Genomic DNA, 21272 nt, shown 5'->3' on the forward strand with positions numbered 1-21272 from the left:
TATGAAAAAGTTGAATTTAAAAATAGGAAAATTAGCAGCTCTATTTTGCTTGTCATCTACGTTGTTTGGATGCACGTTATTTGGGTTGGATATTCAAAAAGATACAGATCGGGTTCCGCATACATTGGATCCACATATCAATAAATCAGCGTGGGAATTTATTAAAGAAAGGGCAACTACCGGAGATAAAACATTTGAGCGTTTGATGGCTGCCATTGTCTACTCTGAAATTGATACCATGGAATATATGAAGCCCAACAGAACCTTTATTCTCTTGAATAAAGATGCTGTTGGTAAAGCGACTGTTGGAGTGTGGCCGAATTTCTTGGTAGCGAACAAAACACCAACTGCCTGGACCGCTTATCCCAAAGAATTCGTTAAGAATTACTTGTTGTATATGATCGTGGATGGGGTGTATGACCATTATACACTGCCTCCAACATCATCTGTAAAAGCCCAAACCTTATCTCCAAAAGGATATTGGAACAGCTTGCCAACAGGAATTACTTTAGCAGGCTTCACCCCGAATCCGGAATCTGCTATTTATTTTAGAATTTCAACTGGATCTAATGGCAATACGCAGGATTATCCTATAGTTGTAAATGACAATGGTTTTACGATTAGAACATCGTCTTTATTAGCGACTAATGGAACGATACACGTCGTAGAAAAATACATTACTCCAATCCTTCCAACCGTTTTTTACTAGTAGAAAAAGTTCTATATTATTTCTGAACAGCATAAGGGCTGACTTACTTCAAGTCACCGTTATGCTGTTTTTTTTTCTGTTTTACCTTAAAATAAATATTCATCCTAATCTCTTATTTATGCGTAATGTAATTTGCTGCTTTGTTGGAGCGGCTTTAATGACCGTTTCTTGCTCAAAAAAAACTGCTCCAGTCACAGTTGATCCTCCTGTTGTCCCACCAGTAGTGGTGCCGCCTACGGGTAATACGACTTCACTGGTATACCTGTCCGCATCAGGTAAACTGGCCTATAATAAGTTTGCAAATGAGGGAGAGACTAATAAAGACAATATTATCCCCGATTTTTCTACAGCAGGTTACAAAGGTGCTGGGGTAGCATTACCCGAAATTCCGGTAAAGAAAACCATTACTACTGTTGCCGGCGATAACCGTTTAAATATTCAAAATGCGATTAATGAGGTGAAAAATCTTCCACCTGACGCCAATGGTTTTAGGGGAGCTGTATTGCTGCAGGCTGGCACTTATGAGGTAGAAGGAACACTGGTTATTGATCAAAGCGGAGTGGTGCTTCGTGGTGTGGGGCAAGGGGCGAGTGGTACAATTATTAAAGCCACGAAGAAAACACAGCACGATTTGATTGAGCTGAAGGGTACAGGATCTGGTTTGGCTGAAGTGACTGGTACCAGAAAAAAGATTACCAGTAGCTATGTGCCAACAGGAGCATTGAGTTTTGATGTGGAATCAACAGCTGGTTATATGGTTGGTGATCGTATTGCGGTTTATCGCGTACCGAATGTAGATTGGATCAATGCTTTGGATATGGCGCAATATGGCTGGACAGCTCAGGATTATGCCATCAGTCACGAACGTAGAATCGTAGCGATTAATGGAAATACAGTTACATTAAATGCGCCTATCGTTGACCCCTTGCAAACTAAGTATGGTGGCGGATTTATTTACAAAACCAATGTGAACGGCCGGATCAGTAATTCTGGCGTTGAAAATCTTAGGGTAACCTCTTATTACACCAATGACGATGATGAAGATCATGGCTGGAACGGTATCGTGTTAACCAGAGCAGAAAATTGCTGGGTAAAACAAGTAACTGCCCAGTACTTTGGTTATGCTGCTGTTTCGGTAAGCACACTTTCGGTGTTCAATACCATTGAAGAATGTGCAATGTTGGAGCCTAAATCGCAAACTACAGGTAGTCGTAAATATTCTTTTAATTTGGAAGCCGGGGCAAGTTTTAACTTGTTTCAGCGCTGCTATACCAATGGTGGCAGACATGATTATGTGAGCGGGTCACGTGTTCCGGGGCCTAATGTTTTTCTGGACAGCTATTCGATTAACACCAAAGCAGATATAGGACCACATCACCGCTGGGCCACGGGTATTCTTTTCGATAACATTTATGGTGGCGAAATTCATGTGCAGAATCGTAAAGCGATGGGATCTGGTCATGGTTGGGCAGGTGCGCAAACGATGTTTTGGAACTGTAAGTCTTCGAATTATGACATCAAGGTAGAGAGCCCTGCAGGTGCAAAAAATTGGGGTATAGGTTGCATAGGGCCGCAGAAAAATGGTGCTGGATACTGGGAGAGTTGGGGAGCTCATGTTTTGCCTAGAAGTCTGTACATCGCTCAGCTTAGTGATCGATTAGGCAGCACTGCGGTAAACAATATAACCACTGCAGCGCAACGCAATGGCTCAATATATGATCTGCTGAAAAACTGGGCCGGACAAGGCAAATTGCCAGAGTTATAATTTGTGTTATTTTTAGAGACGCAAATGTGCTGTGCCTAATAGACTCCACTAATCTTTTGAGAAATATACCCTGAATGGACCTACTTTAAGTGGGCTGTAATCCATGAGGGAACAGTTGAAGCCTATGCAAGTTTTTGCATAGGCTTCAACTGTCAATTAGAGAGGTTTGATCTTGATTTTATGGTAATGGTTTAATTTAGTTCAAGCTATGGAACAATTATGTATGGGCTGGGCGATGGATAAATTAACCTATAATAAGATTCACCATAGAAGCTCTCCAATAAGGCATTGGCACGAAGTAAAAATTCGGTTCCACTTCCTGTTTGCGAAGAAGAGCCTTGCTCATATTGGTAGATATCTGTAGTGTAGTCATAATAACTCCAGGCAAAACCCACCCCGATATCTGTTACACTCACAGGGGTAGTTAACGCATAGTCACTATAGAAACGAACCATGACATCTGCCCGTCTCTCTCCATTTTCCCAGCCGTTGTCATTGTCAAGCTCCAAATGCGCATATATCGCTGGTGGAGGTGCCGTACTTTGCTTTTTAGCATTTGTTAAATTTTGCTGTGCGAAGGCATTTGCAGCGGTAAACAGTACAAGAATGGCCAGTAAGGCCTGTCTGAACGTTTGCCTAAACGTAATTTTAATTTTGTTCATAATAATAGGGATTATTTAATTATTTGGTAATTCAATTTATGATTTTTAAAATCTGTATGCGATGGATCTGTTTGATAATTAGTCAGTTAAATTGGCATACGTTTAAGCAATCTTGGCAACATCCATTTTTTAGAAGCGGTTAATTTGCTCTTGTATTCGGATTTTAAGAAGAGATGATAACTAGCCTTCGGATGAAGAGACCGTTATAAATAAAGGAGCGAATGCTCTTGATTACTGTTCAAAAACATTCGCTCCTAAAATTAAACCTGAAATATGTTTTATTTCTTTGCCGTTCTTGCGGCTTTAACTTCTGCGACTTTAATTGCAGGTGCCTTATTGCCGAAGCTACTGCGTACATAAGTCAGCACATCAGCAACTTCCTGATCTGTTAAAAAGCCATGTGGAGGCATGATATTGGTATAAGTCTCTCCATCAATTTCTACACCTTCAGACATGCCATTTAAAATAACCTTAATCAGTTTCGTCGCGTTGCCCAAAACGTAGGATGTTTTAATTAGCGGTGGATTCATATTCTGCACGCCACCACCGTCAGCCATGTGGCAGGCCAGACAATATTTAGTATATACTTTTTTGCCATTGGCCAAAACCGCAGCGGATACCGCTTTAGTTTTGGCAACTGGTGCTTGTTTACTTTTGGTTTGTGCAGAAAGTTGTGTGCTGCCACCTACCATTATGGTCAATAAGACCATTAATATTCTTGTCATTAACTCTATTTTTTGTTGTAAACGATTCGATATATGGTGCCTTTAGAATCATCTGTTACGTACAACGAACCATCGGGGCCTTGTGCCAGTCCGCAAGGACGGTGATCCACTCTTCCACTGGCCGCTTTCTCCGGGCTACCTGCAAAATTGTCGGCAAAGATTTCCCATTTTCCGACAGGTTTGCCATCTTTAAAAGGCTGAAAAACTACGAAGAAGCCCTTTTGAGGTTCCGGTGCACGATTCCATGAACCATGAAAGGCAATGAATGCACCATTCTTATATTTCTCAGGAAACATATTGCCGGTATAAAATAACAGTCCATTCGGTGCCGTATGTGCCGGGAAGGCTACTGCCGGGTCTAAATACTTGGCATCAGCCTCTTTTTTCTTGTCACCACCATATTCTGGCGCTACAATCTTTTTGTTCTGTACCCCATCATAATACATAAACGGCCAACCTGCATTGTCGCCTTTTTTAAGTGCATACAAACATTCTGCAGGTAACTCTGCCGATTCTTTTTCGTTGTACAATTCCGGCCATGAACTGTTCAGGTTATCGCGGCCATGCTGCATGACAAAAAGTTGATTGTTCTGTTGGTTCCAGTCTAAACCCACTACATTTCTTAAACCACTTGCGTAGCGGATGCCTTGACCATAGCTTTGGTTCAGTTTATCTTTTTTAAACTGCCAGATGCCGGCCATAGAATCCAACAAGGGACATCCGGGGATACCAGCTGAACGCAAGCCACGATCTTGTTCCTGGCAGGAGTTGGAGTTGACACCGATGTTCACATATACATTGCCATCGTTGTCAAGTACAAGAGATTTGGTTTCATGCTGACGACCCATTTTTAAGCCAGTAACGATTTTTTCCGGTTTGGTTGGGTCGATCACTTCATTTTTATCATTCAGTTTGTATCTGAAAACTTCAGTGTTTGAGGAGGTGTAAAGGTAGCCGTCTTTCCTATAGATTCCGGTTCCTGGATAATCGCCAAAGCCACCGGTAACCTGCGCTTTGCCATCCTTATTTTCCTGCAAAACCATGATTCCTTTGTTGTCTTTTACTCTTGCCAGTTTAACATATATAGTTCCCTGTGGGGTAACAACGATGTGTCTGGGCTTTGCGCCTGTTTCAGCTACCTTTAGCGCGCCAAAGCCCTGTGGCAAAACCAATCCTGCATTGTCTGGGTCTGGAGTAGGTAAAACGGAAATGCTTTTAAAAGCATATAGCGTTAAAAATGCGCCCGAAAGCAATAACGCCGGCCATAAAAATTTTCTCTTCATCTGGTGTGTTTTAGTTTTTTGTCATTGAGTAATGATAAAGTTAAGCAAATTTTCACCTAAGCAAAGCTGTTGCACACCATAAAAGAGGTGCTTGGCCATGTAAATCGCCAACCACGCGCTTGCGGTCAAGATAGTATTGCAGGTCGTTTTTCTTATTGGTGCCCTCACAGACTTCAGTGATGTCATCATTTTCATTGATGTAAGTAATGAGTTTAAGCCAGGCCTTGCGGGCTGCTTTACCGTAAACCTCTTTATCTAGCCAGCCATTTTTTACACCCGTAATCATGGCAAAAGTAAACATGCCGGTTGCCGAGGTTTCTGGCCAGGACTCCTGTTTGTCGATCAGTTGCCTCCACATACCATCTTCAGCCTGATATTTAAGCAAAGTTGCCATCATTTCGGTATAACCTTTCATGATGCGGGATCTATCTGGGTTACTAGCAGGTAAAGATCTCAATAGCTCTGCCATACCTACAGCCATCCAGCCATCACCACGTCCCCAGTAATAAGGTACATCAGGGGCATGGTAAAACAAGCCATTTGGTGTTTGTAACTTGTCCAGGTAAAATACCATTTCTTTAGCTGCACGGTTGATGTATTTTTGATCGCCTGTAGCGCGGTAGGCTTGCGACTGTACAGCTGTGATCATAAACATATCATCTATCCATAAGCGGGTTTGCCAGGTGAATCCCTGATCGTAATATCCCTGCGATTCTTTAACTACTCTTGGCCCTTCTGGCGGCCCCCATTGTTTATCCGCTATTGATTTGCCCAGATCCAGATATTTTTTATCCTTAGTTTGCAGGTACAGTTCTAACGGCACAGATCCAAATACACTATAATCTACATGGTCTGGTACTGGAATCATTTTGGCCTCTTCACCAAAAAGCGGTTCAAATCTTGCTGCTAATTTACTCGTAAGGGCCTTGTTTTTACTTTCTTTAGCAAAGGTTAGTGCCCCGTACCAGGTGCAGGTTTCAGGATAAGTAATCACTTTTGGGGGGCCAGGCCTGTTGAAATTGGTGTGTGGTGTTGCTACAAAATGATTGGCTATTCTAATGCCGATTTCTGATGGTGACGCCCCTTTGGGCCAGTTTTTTAAATCGGCAGCTTTTGATTGGGCATAGATTTGATTTGGGCTGATCGCGCACAGCATCAACGCTAAACCGGCAAGTCCCTGAGTAAGATTTTTGTTCATATTTGCATTTGGTTAATATTGATTTGTTAAATTGGAATTTTAAAGTTAAACTTTATTCGAAGGGAATAAAACGCTTTAAAATGCTTGAAATCAAGATGTGGGCTTTATTGAGTGCCAGTGAACCTGGATGATAAAATTGTATAACACTTAGCCAAATTGGGACAGTGTTTTTTAGGTTGGAATTGCTCTATTGCATAGATAAATGTAACAAGCGAAACTGGTTAAATTGCTTAGCTAATTAATGATTTAAATTTATGAAAACTTATTTTGGAATTGCCGTCATCGTGCTGTTAAGCTTACATTCAAAGGCGCAGCATAAACTGGAGAAGATCTGGGAAACAGATAGCGTGGTTAATTTGCCTGAATCAGTATTGCCTGATCTGAAAGAGAAGATACTGTATGTCTCTCAAATGGGAAATAATCCAAATGATAAAGACGGGATCGGAGGTGTAGCGAAGATCGGTCTGGATGGAAAAATTATCGATCTGAACTGGATTACTGGCCTGAATTCGCCTAAAGGTCTTGCCCGTTTCGGAAATCTGATGTATGCTGCCGATCTGACCGATGTAGTGGTTATTGACATCGCCAAAGGAAAGGTGAAAAAGATCATCGCCATAGATAGTGCTAAATTTCTAAACGACATTACAGTGAGCGATCAGGGAATTGTATATGTATCGGATTCAAGAACCAAGAAGATTCATCGCCTGGAAAATGATCAACCTGGTTTATATCTCGATAACGTCAATGGTGTAAATGGTTTGAAGGCAATTGGTAAAGATTTATACATTATTGGGGGTAAAAACATCTGGAAAGCAGATGCGGAGAAAAAAATGACCAAACTTGCGGAGCTGCCTAATGGGGGAGATGGACTGGAACCCATTGGAAATGGAGATTTTCTCTTTACGGCCTGGGCGGGATATGTGTATTATGTAAGCGCTGATGGTAAATATGAACTGTTGTTAGATACCCATCTGGAGAAAAAAAACACTGCAGATCTTGGCTATGACCCTGTGAAAAAGATTTTGTACATTCCAACCTTTTACAAAAAAACTGTGATGGCATATCAATTGAAATGATAACAAAAAAATCACATCGCAGCAGCAATTTCGTAATTCAAAAGGTAGAAATTAGGCGCCTGAACACAATAAGTTGACTAATGTACTTATTACATAAATTATGGAATCAAGAAGAGAATTCATTCGAAAATCTTTGCTGTTGTCTGGTGCTGCAGGGCTGTCCACGATTATTCCGGCATCTATACAGCGCGCACTGGCTATAGATCCAAAATTGGGAAGTTCTTTTCTTGATGCAGCCCATATTGTAATCCTGATGCAGGAGAACAGATCTTTTGACCACTGCTTTGGCACTTTACAAGGCGTAAGAGGTTTTAATGATCCAAGGGCAATAACTTTGCCCAACCAAAAACCAGTATGGATGCAAAGCGATGCATTGGGTAATACTTACGCACCGTTCCGGTTAAACATGAAAGATTCTAAAGTGACCTGGATGGGCGATTTGCCGCATTCAAGGGCCAGTCAGGTGGATGCCTACAATCGTGGAAAGTATGATGGCTGGTTGCCTTCCAAAAAGTCGGGGAATAAAAAGTATAGTGATATGCCATTAACGCTTGGCCACTATACCCGTGCAGACCTGCCTTTCAACTATGCAATGGCTGACGCTTTTACGGTATGTGACCAGAATTTCTGTTCGGGTATGACAAGCACAACTCCAAACCGCTCGTTTTTTTGGACCGGAAAGATCAGCTATGATTTGGACGGACTGCAAAAAGTAAACATTAGAAACGACGATTACAGCTATGGCAAATTGCCCTGGAAGACCTTTCCGGAATTACTGGAAGATAATCAGATCCCATGGAAATTTTATCAGAATGACATCAGCTGCGGTGGTGGATATGAAAAGGAAGAACGTGCCTGGTTGGCAAATTTCGGTTGTAATTTACTGGAGTTTTTTGAGGCTTACCACGTGAAATTTTCGTCACGATACGTAAAAAATCTCGAAAAGGTAGTGGATACCTTACCTGGGGAGATTAATAAACTGCAAGAAGCAAGTCCTTCTAGTGAGGAGGCTGCTAAAAAAACACAAACTGATCTGAAAAAGAAACTGCAGGCATTGGACAATGCGGCAGCCGAATTGAAGAAATGGAGCAGGGACGAATATCATAAACTGACTGAGCAGCAAAAGTCGTTGTTTGAACGTGCTTTTGTGATCAATTCTGGTGATCCTGATTACCGAAGTATCACCACATTAAATTACACAGAAGGCAACACCAAACGTGAGGTTACTGTGCCTAAGGGGGATGTGTTACATCAGTTTAGGACAGATGTAAATACAGGTAAATTACCTGCAGTATCGTGGTTAGCTGGTCCGCAGAATTTTTCTGACCATCCAAGTGCGCCATGGTATGGAGCCTGGTATGTTTCAGAAATATTGGATATTCTCACCAAGAATCCTGAAGTGTGGAAAAATACCATATTTATTACAACGTATGACGAAAATGATGGATATTTTGATCATATACCTCCATTTTCTATCCCCGATGAAAAATTACCTGGTACCGGACTTGTTTCAAAGGGTATTGATACCGAGATAGAGCAGGTCAGGCTGTCTAACGAATTGAAGCAGGGAATTCCTGAAAAGGCTGCTCGTGAGGCTCCTATTGGGCTTGGTTTCAGAGTGCCGATGATAATTGCATCACCATGGAGCAGGGGTGGTAAGGTATGCTCTGAGGTTTTTGACCATACCTCAACCTTACAATTTCTGGAAGTATTTTTCAACCGCAAGTTAAATAAGAAACTGCATATAGAAAACATCAGCAATTGGAGACGTACGATTTGTGGCGACCTGACGTCCGTATTTAGTCCGTATAACGGCGAAAAATTTGACCAACTTAATTTTCTTCAACGCGATCGTTTAGTGGAGGATATTTATAATGCGAAATTCAGGGCAGAACCTGATGGATTTAAGAAAATAACAGATTCAGACATCCGGGCATTTATTCAGGATCCAACATCAGCGAATTGCATGTCCCGACAGGAAAAGGGTGTGCGACCAGCTTGTGCATTGCCCTACGAGTTGTATGTTCAGGGCGGTTTAAATACCGGGAAAAAGCAATTTGAAGTAAAATTGTCTGCGGGCAACAAAGTTTTTGCTGAAAAATCTGCAGGTGCCCCTTTTACAGCCATTGCTCCAGGTAGTTTTACTGATTCGGAAACCAAAAATGCAGAACGGTGCAGAAATTGGGCTTTTGCAGTGAAAGCTGGTGATACGTTGACTTATCAATGGCCATTGGAGGCCTTTGAACAGGGTAATTATCATTTACTTGTACACGGACCCAATGGGTTCTTCAGATCCTTTAAGGGTAATCAGGCCGATCCTAACCTGGCTATACTTTGTGATTATGATGGTCAGTCTGGACGGTTAACCGGACAGGTGGTTTTGAAACTGAGGAACACAGATACTTTGAAAGCCTATGAGGTCATCCTTAAGGATGAAAGCTATGGAAAGGATCTGATCAAAAAAAGTATAAAGCCCGGCGCCACAGAAAGTATCGTAATTGACACAACACAACATCATGGCTGGTATGATGTAAGCTTGAAAGTACTAGGGACGACACTTTTTGAGCAACGTTTTGCAGGCCGGGTAGAAACAGGAAAAGAAAGCTTTACAGATCCTTTAATGGGGGGGATGGTTTAAATTCCTGCATTTTTGAATAAAGTTTGGCAATCCATGGTAAGAATGTTTAAATTGGGATAAACAATATAAATAACGAGTTATGCCGAAATTACACCAATATCAGACGAGCCTTACCTGGGCAGGAAATAAAGGGTCAGGAACAATGGACTATAGATCGTACGACCGCAGTTATGTGATTTCAATTGATCAAAAGCCTGATATACTGGGCTCTTCGGATTCCGCTTTTTTAGGTGATAAGCACAAGCATAACCCTGAGGATTTATTAGTTTCCTCTTTGTCGGCTTGTCACATGCTGTGGTATCTGCACCTTTGTTCACAACATGGCATCATCGTGCTGGATTATAAAGATAAAGCTGTAGGCCGCATGTCCGAAGATGCGGATGGAAGTGGCCGGTTTACTGAAGTGATATTACATCCTTCAGTAGTTATTGCGTCAGATGCTGATATTGAAAAAGCAAATGCTTTACATGCAGAAGCCAATAAAATGTGTTTCATTGCCAACTCCTGTAATTTTCCTGTTAAACACGAACCTACATGCATTGCTGAAACAAATTAGTTTTTTTTTGTTTTAAAGGCTGATGGTGGAAAATTGAAATGCTTTTTAAATGCTGCGGAGAAATGATTGGTGTATTTGTAGCCGATCATTGCTGCAACTTCTTTATGGCTAAAAGCTGAGGTGCTGGTCAGCAGTTCTTTTGCTTTTTGCATTTTTAGTTCCCTGGTAAATTGGTTTAGAGTCTTACCAAAAATCAATTTAAAACTTGCCTGTAACTTAGTCCGGTTCATCCCGGCAAGAGTAGCCAATTGTTGAATAGACAGATTCTCGGAAAGGTTTTCACGAATATAGTTCGCTATTTTGTTAAATATAGCTTGTTCCTTTTTAGAAATAAACGACAACTCTTTGTTGGTACTGAAAGCAATGGTTATGGTCATGACATGATTGTCATTCATCAAGACCTGATGTTCTTGCGTATGGCATTCATCAACCTGCCTGGCGTATACAATGTTTCCAGAATGGTCTTTAATGTAGATATCTAACATGTTTCTGCTTAATTCGTATAATTTCCTGCAAATTTTGTACAAAGTAACGCTTAGTTTTGTAATAATCAAGAATAAGTCTAAATAAATAGCTTGCGGTATTAAAACCAGCTTGCTGTAATGGGATATCAGCAATGAATAAGCACACAAACAACGCTCCGGCTAAAAAGAAAAAAAAGGACTCTGTTTTTACCAGGGTTAACAAGTGGTTACACCTTTGGCTGGGCCTGGTTTCTGGAGTAATTGTCTTAATTGTTTGTCTTACCGGATGTATATGGGTATTTAATGAAGAAATTACCGGCTTGTTGCAACCAGAAACCAAAGTTGAGCGACAAGATAAGCCGGTCCTGATGCCCTCTCAGCTTGCGGCTATTGCTAAGCGCAATTACCCTGATCTGGTACCTTCTTATGCCAATTATCAACAGGGACGTACCGTAAACCTGTCGTTAAGAGGGGCAAAAGATGAAGGTCGAAGAGGCGGTGGAGGTGTTACCTTAAAAATGAATCCTTATACTGGAGAAGTTGTGGCTAAAGAGGTCCGCAAAAAGGGAGAAACCGATTTCTTTAGGTTCATTTTAAACGGACATCGTTTTTTATGGATGCCATATGCAATTGGGCGTCCAATTGTAAATTACGGTACGATGGTTTTTGTGGTTTTGCTCATTACTGGTTTGATCTGGTGGTATCCAAAGAAATGGAATAAATCTACAGTGGATAAAAGTTTTAAAATTAAATGGGGTGCCTCATTTAAAAGGGTAAACCTGGATTTACATAATGTCTTTGGTTTTTATTCTCTATTGTTTCTGTTGGCCATTGCGCTTACGGGTATGGTATATGGGATCAAATGGTATAGTGAAGGTTTGTATTGGGTAACTTCTGGCGGAGAGAAATTAACAGAGTTTAAGCGTTTGGAATCAGATTCTTTGCAGGCAGGTAAGTTTTACAAACCAGAGGTGGCGATGGACCTGGCCTGGAATAAGGTGATTGCAAAACATCCAAAATCAGCGGGGTTTTATTACAATTACCCGGATACGTCAAAATCAAAATCATCAATAAGCATTACTGTTTATCCTAATCAAGGCCAGTTCTACAACAGTCAGGGTTATACATTTGACCAGCATACCTTAAAGGAGCTGAAGCGTGAGGATGCTTATGCAGTGGAATATGCAAATGCTGGCTTTGGTAATAAACTGCGCAAAATGAATTATGATATCCATGTAGGCAGTATTTTAGGTTTCCCAGGAAAGGTACTGGCGTTTTTAGCGGCTTTGATAGGAGCTAGTTTACCAATTACCGGATTTTTGATCTGGTACGGGCGTAAATTTAAAAAGAAGAAACCTGCGAAAGTAGCGGTACTTCCAATCAAAAAAATAGAACAGGTTCCTGTTCCAGTCTAAAAACGGTATTGAGCTGAAACGAATCATAAAACAAAATAACCCCCTTATAACAATTGTATAAGGGGGTTATTTTGTTTAGGCGTTTATCTGATTTTTAACTTCTTTCCTGCCAGGTCTTCCCAACGGTAGTATTGAAAGGTTTTATTGTCGCTCATGGCCACAAAAAGACCATGTTTAAAGTCGTCATTTAATGGGATCGCAACCACATCGGATCCATCACTGTTATTGGTTGACGTTTTGACAATGGTGACCAGGTGATGATCTGCTGGTGTTTTTCCTTCACGGTTAAATACCTGAAACTGATTGGCTGATTGATCAGATACCAGGATATAGCCAGTACTGTCGGTCGTTTTATAAATGCTGATTCCTTCATGATCTTCTTTAAATCCGGTTTTGGCAAATACAGCCAACTCTTCATTACCTTTGGAAGGCTCCGCATAATATTTTCTTACCCCAAATTGTTCATCCGAATAATAGATGTAGCCCAATTCATTGTCAACTGCAATAGCTTCAATCTCTTTTTTACCGCTGTATTTCCCGAACTTTCTTTTTAAAGTAGCCTTTAGCTTACCACTGCCATCATCTTCCAGCAAATATTGCCATAAATACCCCCCATCTTTCGGACCTGTTTTTCTACCAGCAATGGCGTAAATCTGCCCCTGTGGATTGGTATATAAAGCTATACCCATCAAGTCACGGAACATTTCCCCCGTCTCACCTTCAAAAACAGGTATTCCGCCGTTGTCTATGGCCTTCATGTCCGGTAAAGAAAAAATACGCAGCTTATGTGTCATCCGTTCTGTAGTTACAGCAATGTCCACCTTTTTGCCGCCAAGCATCAATCCATAAGCGATGTCTACATTGTTCGGTCTTTTCAATCCTGAAATTGTTTTTTCTTTAATGATTTTTCCTTTGAGGTCAAATACATACAGCCCGCCATTTTCGTCTTTATCTGTTCCGATGACCAATGATTGTGCAGGGTTGACAGGGTTCACCCAGATTGCAGGATCGTCAGAATCAAATTGTACAGGTTCGGTAACATAGCGTGGTTTTACTGCCGTAGCGTCTACAACTGGTTTTTGTGTACAAGCAGTCAATGTTAGCATGACTGAGGCGGTAAGGAAAGCTATTGATTTAAAATTATGCATTGAATTTAGTGTTATATTTATTTGGTTAAAGTTTATGTTTAGTTGGTTCCGTAAGCACCAATATAGGTAGAAGGTGCAGGAGAAGTGTAAGTGATGCCATTTAAAACAAGACCGGCAGCGTGATGACGGGTAAAGTCGGTCTTTCCTTTTCCAAGGGCTGGCGATCCGGCCAATAAATGAAAGTCCCAGGCGGTATTGAATGTGGCATTGTTTACATCTGTATTTACCGGGTAGCTCACAAATTTAGGGTCATTGTCGCCTGCATTTTTACCAATCACATCATTTGTTCCTGCAATAATTTCAGTGCTGGGTTGAAACTGATTGGCGGTAGTTTGGCTATAGCCGTAATATAGGTTGTTGCCAAATAGCGACCGACTGTCTTCTGGGCCTTTGGTGTCGCGCTTGATACCAAAGCGGGTGTTGGCAAACAGGTTGTTGAATATGCTTACCCTTACTGTCGCTTCTACCCATATAGAACCCCCTTTAGCTGTTGGTCTGCGCCAACCAGTGTTGACCAGTGTATTGTTATAAGCGATGATATAGGCTTGTGGGGTTCTGTCGCCACTGTTTGATAATTTCAAAGCATTGGTATTGGTGCTATATACCAGGTTATATGCCACATCAGCTAAGCATCCTGATTTGAAGTTAATGGCTTCACCACCAGTTAAGCCTGTGGTATAAAACTTGTTATTTGCGAAGATGATCTTTCCACCCTCTATATAGGTACAGTCTTCCTGTAGGTTTCTGAAAATGCTATTGGTAACAACCAATTTACCGTTTACATTGGCAAACCAAAGTGCAGGGAGGTTTTCTCCGGCCTTTCCTTTATACAATTTTTGTTTCACTGATGTAGAGGCATCAGAAGTTGTTGCCCCTGCATATTCTATAATGGTATAATTTAGTAGTAATTCAGTGCAACTCGGGGCAGCCAGGATACCACCCCATAAACGGCCAAACTTATTTTCTTCAGTCCGTTTTGATTCATCAACTGTAAATTTGATTGGGAATGCCGCAGTACCTTCTGCATAGAGGTTTCCTTTTACAATGATCTCCGGTTTAGCTTCCGTATCCATGATTACAGTTACACCTTCTTCTATGGTAAGTGATTGGCCTTCCGGGATAATGATATCTCCTGTAATGTGTTGCACACTTCCCCTTTTCCATACGCCTGAGATTTCACCAATGGCAGAACCGTTTGCAGAATCTGTATCCACATCAATATTTGCTTTTTTACAACCGGTATAGCTAACTGCAAGTACCATCAGGCAGATTAACATTTGTTTTGCTTTCATTTTCTTTATTTTATGATGAATGGTCAAGTGGATTTATAATTTGTAACGTACACCCAATAAATAGGTCTGCATATAGTGGTCGTTACGGATCAGTGTTTTTCCGTCAAACGTTGTTGCTGTATTTGCATTTTCAGGATTGGTTCCTTTAATGAATAATTTGGTCGGTGTATTTAACAGGTTTCCAGCTTTGATAAATACGCTCAGGTTATTTTTGAACCTTTTCTCCGCAGAGGCATCCATTTGGATAAAGCCCTGTTGCCACAAATCATTGTCTAAAAATTGAGAAACAGTATTGATTCTTGGTCCGGTATAACCGGCAGCCAATTGTGCATCATATCCATGCTTTCCGCCTTTATAAAGTAGCGAAATGTTGGCGATATGCTCAGATTGTCCATATAACGGCCTGCTCTGGTCAACAAAAATTGTTTTTAAATCGCCCTGTTCATCTCTGATTCTTGAGCTTTTTGGTGTAGTAATTTTAGAGTGGGTATAGGTATAGTTGGCCTTGATCCCGAATTTGTGTACAAACTTAACGTAATCTACTTCAAGTCCATAGTTGCGTGCATTTCCAAAGTTTCCTGGTAAATAATAAGTGTCCTGAGGACGGATCGGATCGGCCTGAAAGCTGTATTCTATGGGGTTCTTGATGTTTTTGTAAAAGGCACCTACCAGCAATTGGTCAGTTTCATTTGGGAAGAAATCATACCGCAAATCATAGTTGTCTGCGATAGCACGTTTCAGGTCTGGATTACCTTTTTCTTTGTAATCATCCTGAATTAAACTTCCACCCGGTACCAGTTCATAAAATCCAGGACGGTTCAGCGCGCGAAAATAAGAAGCATGCAGTTGTTGTTTGTCGGTTAGTTTATATTTCAAATTCAGACTCGGTAAAAAATCTGTATATACCTGGCTACCTACCGGACGTAACTCTGCTGCCGGGAACAACATGTGATAGCCCTGATTGGTATGTTCTATTCTCAGACCACCGATTAGTTCCAGGTCTTTGCTGATCAATGAAAACATGCCATAACCTGCGGTTAATTTTTCAGATGCATCATAAGTTAATGCGTTGTCAACTGATCCTGTAGGGTTCTTAATTGTCCATGCAATTTCGGTGTACTGATTGAAGTCTGTTCCGTATAATGCATTTGGATTAGTAGAAGTGAAGATGTATTGATTGTAAAAGCTACTGCGTTGTTTATCACGATATAAACCGCCTGCGCTAAATTCAAGTTTGGCATCGGAAATTTTTACATTGTAAATAAAATTCAGGTAACCTGCTTTATCTTCCTCTGTATTTCGCTCCCAGCGGCGTGTGTAAGCATCACCGATCGCGGGCGCATAGGTACGACGGTCAACAAAGTTTTCGCGTACACCAAGAATGTTGATGTTGTTTTGGTCAGGTACATCATTCTTTGCCGACGAATAAACTGCCGACCAGGTGATTTTAAATTTTTCCGGAATGAGTTGATGACTGCCTTGTAGTGTACTGTTGTAAATCTGTTGTTCGGTGTAGCGCGTACGGGTTGCATAATTCAGTTTCGCATTTCCTTTATCGGGCTCATAGCCGCTAGTAAAATCTGCTTGTTTTGAATCACGCGTTTGTAAACTGATCAGATCAACATAAGCATTATATAAAGTCAATTTATGATTTTTGTTAAATACATAGTCCAGTTTGGCGTGTAGGCCAGAACGTTTGTTTTGTTCTGAATATTGCCTTTCATCTTTGCTCATTACCGTTCCATATTTACTGGCTGCTCCAACTACGGAAGTATTGTAAAAGGTACTGTTGCTACCCCTGTAAGTGTTCTGATAACTACCTGCAACCAACACACCAAGTTTACTGTTCAAATACCTGTTACCGATAGAAAAACCACCGACAAGATTTGGAGCAGGATGTTTGGAAGTGTAATCTACCGTGCCTTTTGGAAAATCGGCAGTGGTTGCTTTGTAACTTTTACCATTGATTTCATAAGGCGATCTGTGATTGATGTCTGAGGCATTAAAACCCATAAAGTTACGGTCGATAAATAGCTGACTGTATCCTGTGGCGAGATTGGCATTGATTCTCAGCTTTTCAGGTGCATCTTTCATCACCATATTGACTACACCGCCAACTGCATCTGCTTCCATGTTTGGCGTTAAGGTTTTATTGACTTCTAATCGCTCTAACAGTTCAGCAGGGAAAATATCCAGGGGGACATACCTGTATTTATTGTCAGGACTTGGAATTTTCACCCCGTTTACCAGGGTTTGGTTGTATCTTTTGTCCATTCCCCTAATGATGGCATATTGCCCGTCGCCGCTGCTACTTCTTTCAATGGAAATTCCAGATACACGCTGTACAACATTTGCAACAGTTAAATCCGGTGATGCTTCAATGGCGCGGCCAGATACGACATTGATCAGTGATAATGATTTCTGCTCCAGGCGCCGGGCGGTTTTTTCTGCAGCACCGTCTCCCTTACTTGAAATGACAACCTCACTCAATTCCTTATCACTGGTTTCAGATAAATAAATTTTTAAAACCGGGTTATCCTCCTTGAGGATGGTGATTTTTTGTTGCAGGCTCTTATACATGACGTAAGACACCTTTAGGGTATAATTACCAACTGGTGGATGTTTGATTTCGAAAGAGCCGTCTAAGCCGGTTAATACCGCCTTATCTGTATGCTCCAAGTAAACCGAAGCACCAATCATGGCTTCACCAGTTTTTTGATCGTATACATAGCCCTTTAAGCTGGTTGCTTTGGCTGCTGCTACGCTGAGTAGTAAACATAAAAAAACTTGTAAAATTGACTTCATTTTGTAAATCGTTTTTGTTTGGGGTTTGTGTTTTTCTAACTATGCTGCAAATCTGTAAAGCCCGGTTCATACTTGCAGATTTGTGCCGTAAACAAAATGTATACATCGTTACAGCTCCTGTAAACAGAACGTGTACAACGTATACAGATTCTATTTAAATGCTTGTTTTTAGCTATTTATTTGTTGCTTTTTCCGCCGTTATCATTAAGTTAGCGTAACATTAACATTGTGTTAAGTTGGTCGATCTGCTGATTTTTATCAAAGTGACTGTATAAAAGTGCTTAGATTTTCGCCCTGTGGAATGACTAATTTTTTCCGTAAACGGTAGCGTGAAACCCGCAAACTATCTTGTGAAATACCGAATAAAATGGCCATGTCTTTAGAGCTCAAATTCATCTTGATCAGCGCAACCAGACGAAGGTCATTTGCCGTTAAGTCCCCACTATATTTTTTCAGATTGTCAAAAAAAGATTGGTGGATTTGCTCAAACATATGACTGAATTCTTTCCAGTGTTTATCATGACTGGCGCGCTTGCTGATTTTAGTGACAATTTGCTGGAGCCTTTTTTTCTGATCTCTTTTGTCGTCCCGGATCATTTCTTCCAGCTCATTCCGCAACTCTTCCAGAAACTGATTGCTTTGTATCACGTGTAGGGTATTGTTGCTAAGTTCCTGACTTTTAAGCTCCAGATCTGCCTCAATTGCTTTCTTCTGTATTTCATAAAGCGCATTGCTTTGCTCATTGGCCGCTTTTTCATTTCTGAGTTTTAAGCGCTGCCTGCTGATGATACTTACTGCCAGCATGATCAAAAGCACAATGATCAGTGCTGTACCAATATAAATGAACTGGTTTGCCCTTCTTTCCTGCTCAAACTGTGTAATGGCATCATCTTTTTGCTGGATCTCAAATAAAGTTTGCAATAAGGTCAATTGCTTGTTATTGTCTTCTGTAAATATTTTGAGAAAAATATTGCGGCCCAGTTCACTATAATGGTATGCACTGTCGTGTCTTTTCATCAGGTCAAAATTCTTCGACAGATCGCGGTAAGCGCTACTCAGCTGATAAGGATCGTTCAGTTTTACGGCCATAGCAGCAGCTTTTTTGGTATAGCGAAGTGCTTGTGCATATTTTCCGGTTTTGCGGTAAACATCTCCAATGTTGTTGACGATCTCTATTTGCGCCAGCTCATTTGAGTTGCGTTGATTGATCTCGAGTGCGTATTGATAGTTTCTAAGTGCAGAGTCCAGCTCCAGTTTATCTTCATAAATGCTACCTATATTTTCATAAATCTTGGCTATGCCCAGTGAATCCTGTTCCCTTTGGTAGGCAGATAGTGCCAATTGCTGATATTTTACAGCTTTTTCGTAGTTCTGGTGCTTCTCGTAGGTTTGTCCGATCAAACCATAAGATTCGGCAATGCCCTTGCCGTTTTTTATTTTCTGATAATTGTCCAGTGCTTCCTGAAATTTGGACAGGCTAATGCGATATTGTTTGCCATAATAATAAGTTTCTCCAATTTTATTGAGGTTCTTAGCCAGATTTAAGTAATCCTGATGTTTCCTGAAGATGTGATCAGCTTTGTAATAATATTTGACCGCCTGGGTATAGGCTGCCTGATTGTAAAATAGCTCGCCGAGGTATTGATAACATAGGGCTGCGGCTATCGGATCGTTTTTATCCAGCGCTTCTTTTAAGGCTGTTTTTATTTTTACAAACGCCGCATCGGGATTGCGTTTAATGAGCGAATCGATTACCGCTTTATCTGTTTTTTTTGTCTGCCCAAATGAGCAGAAAATGCTGCACGCACAGATCAGAAAAAAAGCAGTCCTGATCCGATTTAAAAAGATTTGTTTCACAATTTAAAATTAGGGCGGGCAGTGTTAAGGATATGTTAAATCCCTTTGCTAAGGTGGACTTGATATTTACTGAAATCCTGAACAAAAACCGGGCACTAGCAGGCGGTTAAAATGAATAAATTGAACAGACCTGGCCTTGGCTGTTCCTATTATCTTAGTCATGGTGTTTGGCCAACACAGGCGGTACCCGAAAAGCCATAAACAGAGTAAGGAAAGTAAACTAAAAGAACTCCTATTATGAAAAATCTAGAACTGAAAAACCTTGGTGTTCAGGAAATGAACGCAAATGAAATGACAACCGTTGAAGGCGGTGGTTTATTAAACAGTGCACTTAACGGAACGTTAACTTCTGCAGGAAGCCTTGTAAACAGTTTAGGGACTGATTTATCAAGTTTCTTAAATAAAACATTAGCTAATGTTTTCAAATTTGTTTGGAGCCTGTAAAATCAGCCTTAACCGTTATTCTGGCTGCCAGAATAACGGTTAATTAATATTTAAAACATGCCCCTTTCCAGCCATTCAGCCGAATCTATTTCTTCCACATCTTTAGTTTACCGCTCACAAATCAGCAAGTCATCACAGCTGATATATTTGACGGCTGTACTTTTTATCCTGCTTACTGTTGCTGCTTTGCCTTTCATCAGAACGGCTATCAGTGTGAAGGGCAATGGCATGATTCAATCATCCATTGAAAAAACTGAACTCATTATCCCAATAAATGGGCGCTTAATTCAATATAAACTGACAGATAATCAAAAGCTGAATCAGGGTGACCTGCTATTGGTTATTGACGCCGGATTACCTAGCCAGCAAAGTTCCTTAGTCCAAGGTCGTGCAGGCCAGTTACGTCAGTTTCTTGCCGACATTGATATGCTTTTGTCTTTCAGTACGCTGAACAAAACCAACTCACCTTCGCTTCAAACAGGGCAGTACAACGCCGCATGGCAACAATTTATACAGGAGCTGGACAATGCCGGAATTGTGAAAAGGCAGGCTTCCAATACCTTTTCCCGCTATAATAAACTATACCAGAGTAAGGTGCTTACAGAATCTGAATATGAAAAATACAAATATGAATTGGAGCAAGCCGAATCGGCCTATGCCCTGATCCGTAGCAAATATAAAACCCAATGGCAAACTGAAGCCAATGAATACCGGAATGAATTGCGTCAGTTATCCGGGCAGCAGGCCGAGCTTAGTGAGCAAAAAAAGCAATATACGGTAAAGGCCCCAGTCAGCGGTTCTGTTCAAAACCTGGTTGGTCTGCAGAAAGGCAGTTATGTGTTTGCCAATCAAAAAATAGGTGAGGTTTCGCCAGATGCGGGAATTGTAGCCATATGTTATATCAAACCCGCGGATATCGGATTGATCCGGAAAGGGCAGGAAGTTCGTTTCCAGGTAGAAGCTTACAATTACAATCAATGGGGCTCGGCAATAGGTAAAGTGGTGGATATTTCTGACGATATCATTGTTTTGAACGGCAATCAGCCTGTATTTAAAGTAAAGTGTAAATTAAATGCAGATCACTTGTCTTTAAAAAATGGATACAAGGGGTACCTGAAAAAGGGAATGAACTTTACCGCACGTTTCACAGTTACCAATCGAAGCTTATACCAGTTGCTGTATGATAAGGTTGATGATTGGGTAAATCCTAACGTTAACACCAAGACCTGAAGCAG

17 protein-coding genes are annotated in these 21272 nt (G+C 41.0%); 8 read left to right on the forward strand and 9 right to left on the reverse strand.

The window, feature by feature from the left end; all coding sequences use genetic code 11:
- Window position 1: 1 nt before the first annotated feature.
- Window positions 2–709, forward strand: coding sequence for a hypothetical protein (locus IM797_RS07145; RefSeq protein ID WP_194126421.1), 708 nt, complete (start codon window positions 2–4; stop codon window positions 707–709).
- 118 nt (window positions 710–827) lie between these two features.
- On the forward strand, window positions 828–2474 hold the full coding sequence (locus IM797_RS07150) for a hypothetical protein (protein WP_194126422.1): 1647 nt from the start codon (window positions 828–830) through the stop codon (window positions 2472–2474).
- 206 nt (window positions 2475–2680) lie between these two features.
- On the opposite strand, the gene IM797_RS07155 is transcribed toward IM797_RS07150, so the two are convergent.
- From IM797_RS07155 to IM797_RS07170, 4 genes are all read right to left on the reverse strand, one after another.
- Entirely contained in the window at window positions 2681–3136 is a 456-nt protein-coding gene (locus IM797_RS07155; RefSeq protein WP_194126423.1) for a hypothetical protein, read from the reverse strand.
- A 278-nt stretch (window positions 3137–3414) separates the two neighbouring features.
- A complete protein-coding gene (locus tag IM797_RS07160) occupies window positions 3415–3861 on the reverse strand; it encodes a cytochrome c (protein WP_194126424.1) in 447 nt (148 codons plus the stop codon).
- Window positions 3862–3866: 5 nt separating this feature from the next.
- The gene (locus IM797_RS07165; protein WP_194126425.1) at window positions 3867–5144 is read right to left on the reverse strand and encodes a sorbosone dehydrogenase family protein; all 1278 of its coding nucleotides are present in this window, start codon (window positions 5142–5144) and stop codon (window positions 3867–3869) included.
- A 52-nt stretch (window positions 5145–5196) separates the two neighbouring features.
- Complete coding sequence (locus IM797_RS07170) at window positions 5197–6342, reverse strand: glycoside hydrolase family 105 protein (RefSeq protein WP_194126426.1); 1146 nt, start codon at window positions 6340–6342, stop codon at window positions 5197–5199.
- A 254-nt stretch (window positions 6343–6596) separates the two neighbouring features.
- Here IM797_RS07170 and IM797_RS07175 point away from each other — a divergent pair, with 254 nt between their 5' ends.
- From IM797_RS07175 to IM797_RS07185, 3 genes are all read left to right on the forward strand, one after another.
- Window positions 6597–7418, forward strand: coding sequence for an ATP-binding protein (locus IM797_RS07175; RefSeq protein WP_194126427.1), 822 nt, complete (start codon window positions 6597–6599; stop codon window positions 7416–7418).
- A gap of 100 nt (window positions 7419–7518) precedes the next feature.
- Entirely contained in the window at window positions 7519–10056 is a 2538-nt protein-coding gene (locus IM797_RS07180) for a phosphocholine-specific phospholipase C (RefSeq protein ID WP_194126428.1), read from the forward strand.
- Between the two features lie 79 nt (window positions 10057–10135).
- The gene (locus IM797_RS07185) at window positions 10136–10612 is read left to right on the forward strand and encodes an OsmC family protein (protein ID WP_194126429.1); all 477 of its coding nucleotides are present in this window, start codon (window positions 10136–10138) and stop codon (window positions 10610–10612) included.
- On the opposite strand, the gene IM797_RS07190 is transcribed toward IM797_RS07185, so the two are convergent.
- Complete coding sequence (locus tag IM797_RS07190) at window positions 10609–11097, reverse strand: AraC family transcriptional regulator (protein ID WP_194126430.1); 489 nt, start codon at window positions 11095–11097, stop codon at window positions 10609–10611. The two genes, IM797_RS07185 and IM797_RS07190, sit on opposite strands and share 4 nt — an antisense overlap.
- Window positions 11098–11228: 131 nt before the next feature.
- On the opposite strand from IM797_RS07190, the gene IM797_RS07195 reads away from it, so the two are divergent.
- Complete coding sequence (locus IM797_RS07195; protein WP_194126431.1) at window positions 11229–12491, forward strand: PepSY domain-containing protein; 1263 nt, start codon at window positions 11229–11231, stop codon at window positions 12489–12491.
- A gap of 83 nt (window positions 12492–12574) precedes the next feature.
- Here the strand turns inward: IM797_RS07195 and IM797_RS07200 are convergent, their stop codons facing one another.
- From IM797_RS07200 to IM797_RS07215, 4 genes are all read right to left on the reverse strand, one after another.
- Window positions 12575–13597 (reverse strand): phytase, encoded by a 1023-nt coding sequence (locus IM797_RS07200; RefSeq protein WP_228098749.1) that lies wholly within the window; start codon window positions 13595–13597, stop codon window positions 12575–12577.
- An 80-nt stretch (window positions 13598–13677) separates the two neighbouring features.
- Window positions 13678–14931, reverse strand: a complete 1254-nt coding sequence (locus IM797_RS07205; protein ID WP_194126433.1) for a right-handed parallel beta-helix repeat-containing protein — start codon at window positions 14929–14931, stop codon at window positions 13678–13680.
- 33 nt (window positions 14932–14964) lie between these two features.
- Window positions 14965–17736: a TonB-dependent receptor gene (locus IM797_RS07210; RefSeq protein ID WP_194126434.1), complete on the reverse strand. Its 2772-nt coding sequence runs from the start codon at window positions 17734–17736 to the stop codon at window positions 14965–14967.
- A gap of 258 nt (window positions 17737–17994) precedes the next feature.
- A complete protein-coding gene (locus tag IM797_RS07215) occupies window positions 17995–19593 on the reverse strand; it encodes a tetratricopeptide repeat protein (protein WP_194126435.1) in 1599 nt (532 codons plus the stop codon).
- A gap of 237 nt (window positions 19594–19830) precedes the next feature.
- On the opposite strand from IM797_RS07215, the gene IM797_RS07220 reads away from it, so the two are divergent.
- Both IM797_RS07220 and IM797_RS07225 read left to right on the forward strand, forming a co-directional pair.
- Window positions 19831–20037 carry a hypothetical protein gene (locus IM797_RS07220; protein WP_194126436.1) on the forward strand — a complete coding sequence of 69 codons (207 nt, stop codon included), beginning with the start codon at window positions 19831–19833 and terminating at the stop codon, window positions 20035–20037.
- Between the two features lie 57 nt (window positions 20038–20094).
- Window positions 20095–21267, forward strand: coding sequence for an HlyD family secretion protein (locus tag IM797_RS07225; protein ID WP_194126437.1), 1173 nt, complete (start codon window positions 20095–20097; stop codon window positions 21265–21267).
- Window positions 21268–21272: the final 5 nt, after the last annotated feature.

Source organism: Pedobacter sp. MC2016-24 (assembly GCF_015223055.1).
Lineage (GTDB): Bacteria > Bacteroidota > Bacteroidia > Sphingobacteriales > Sphingobacteriaceae > Pedobacter.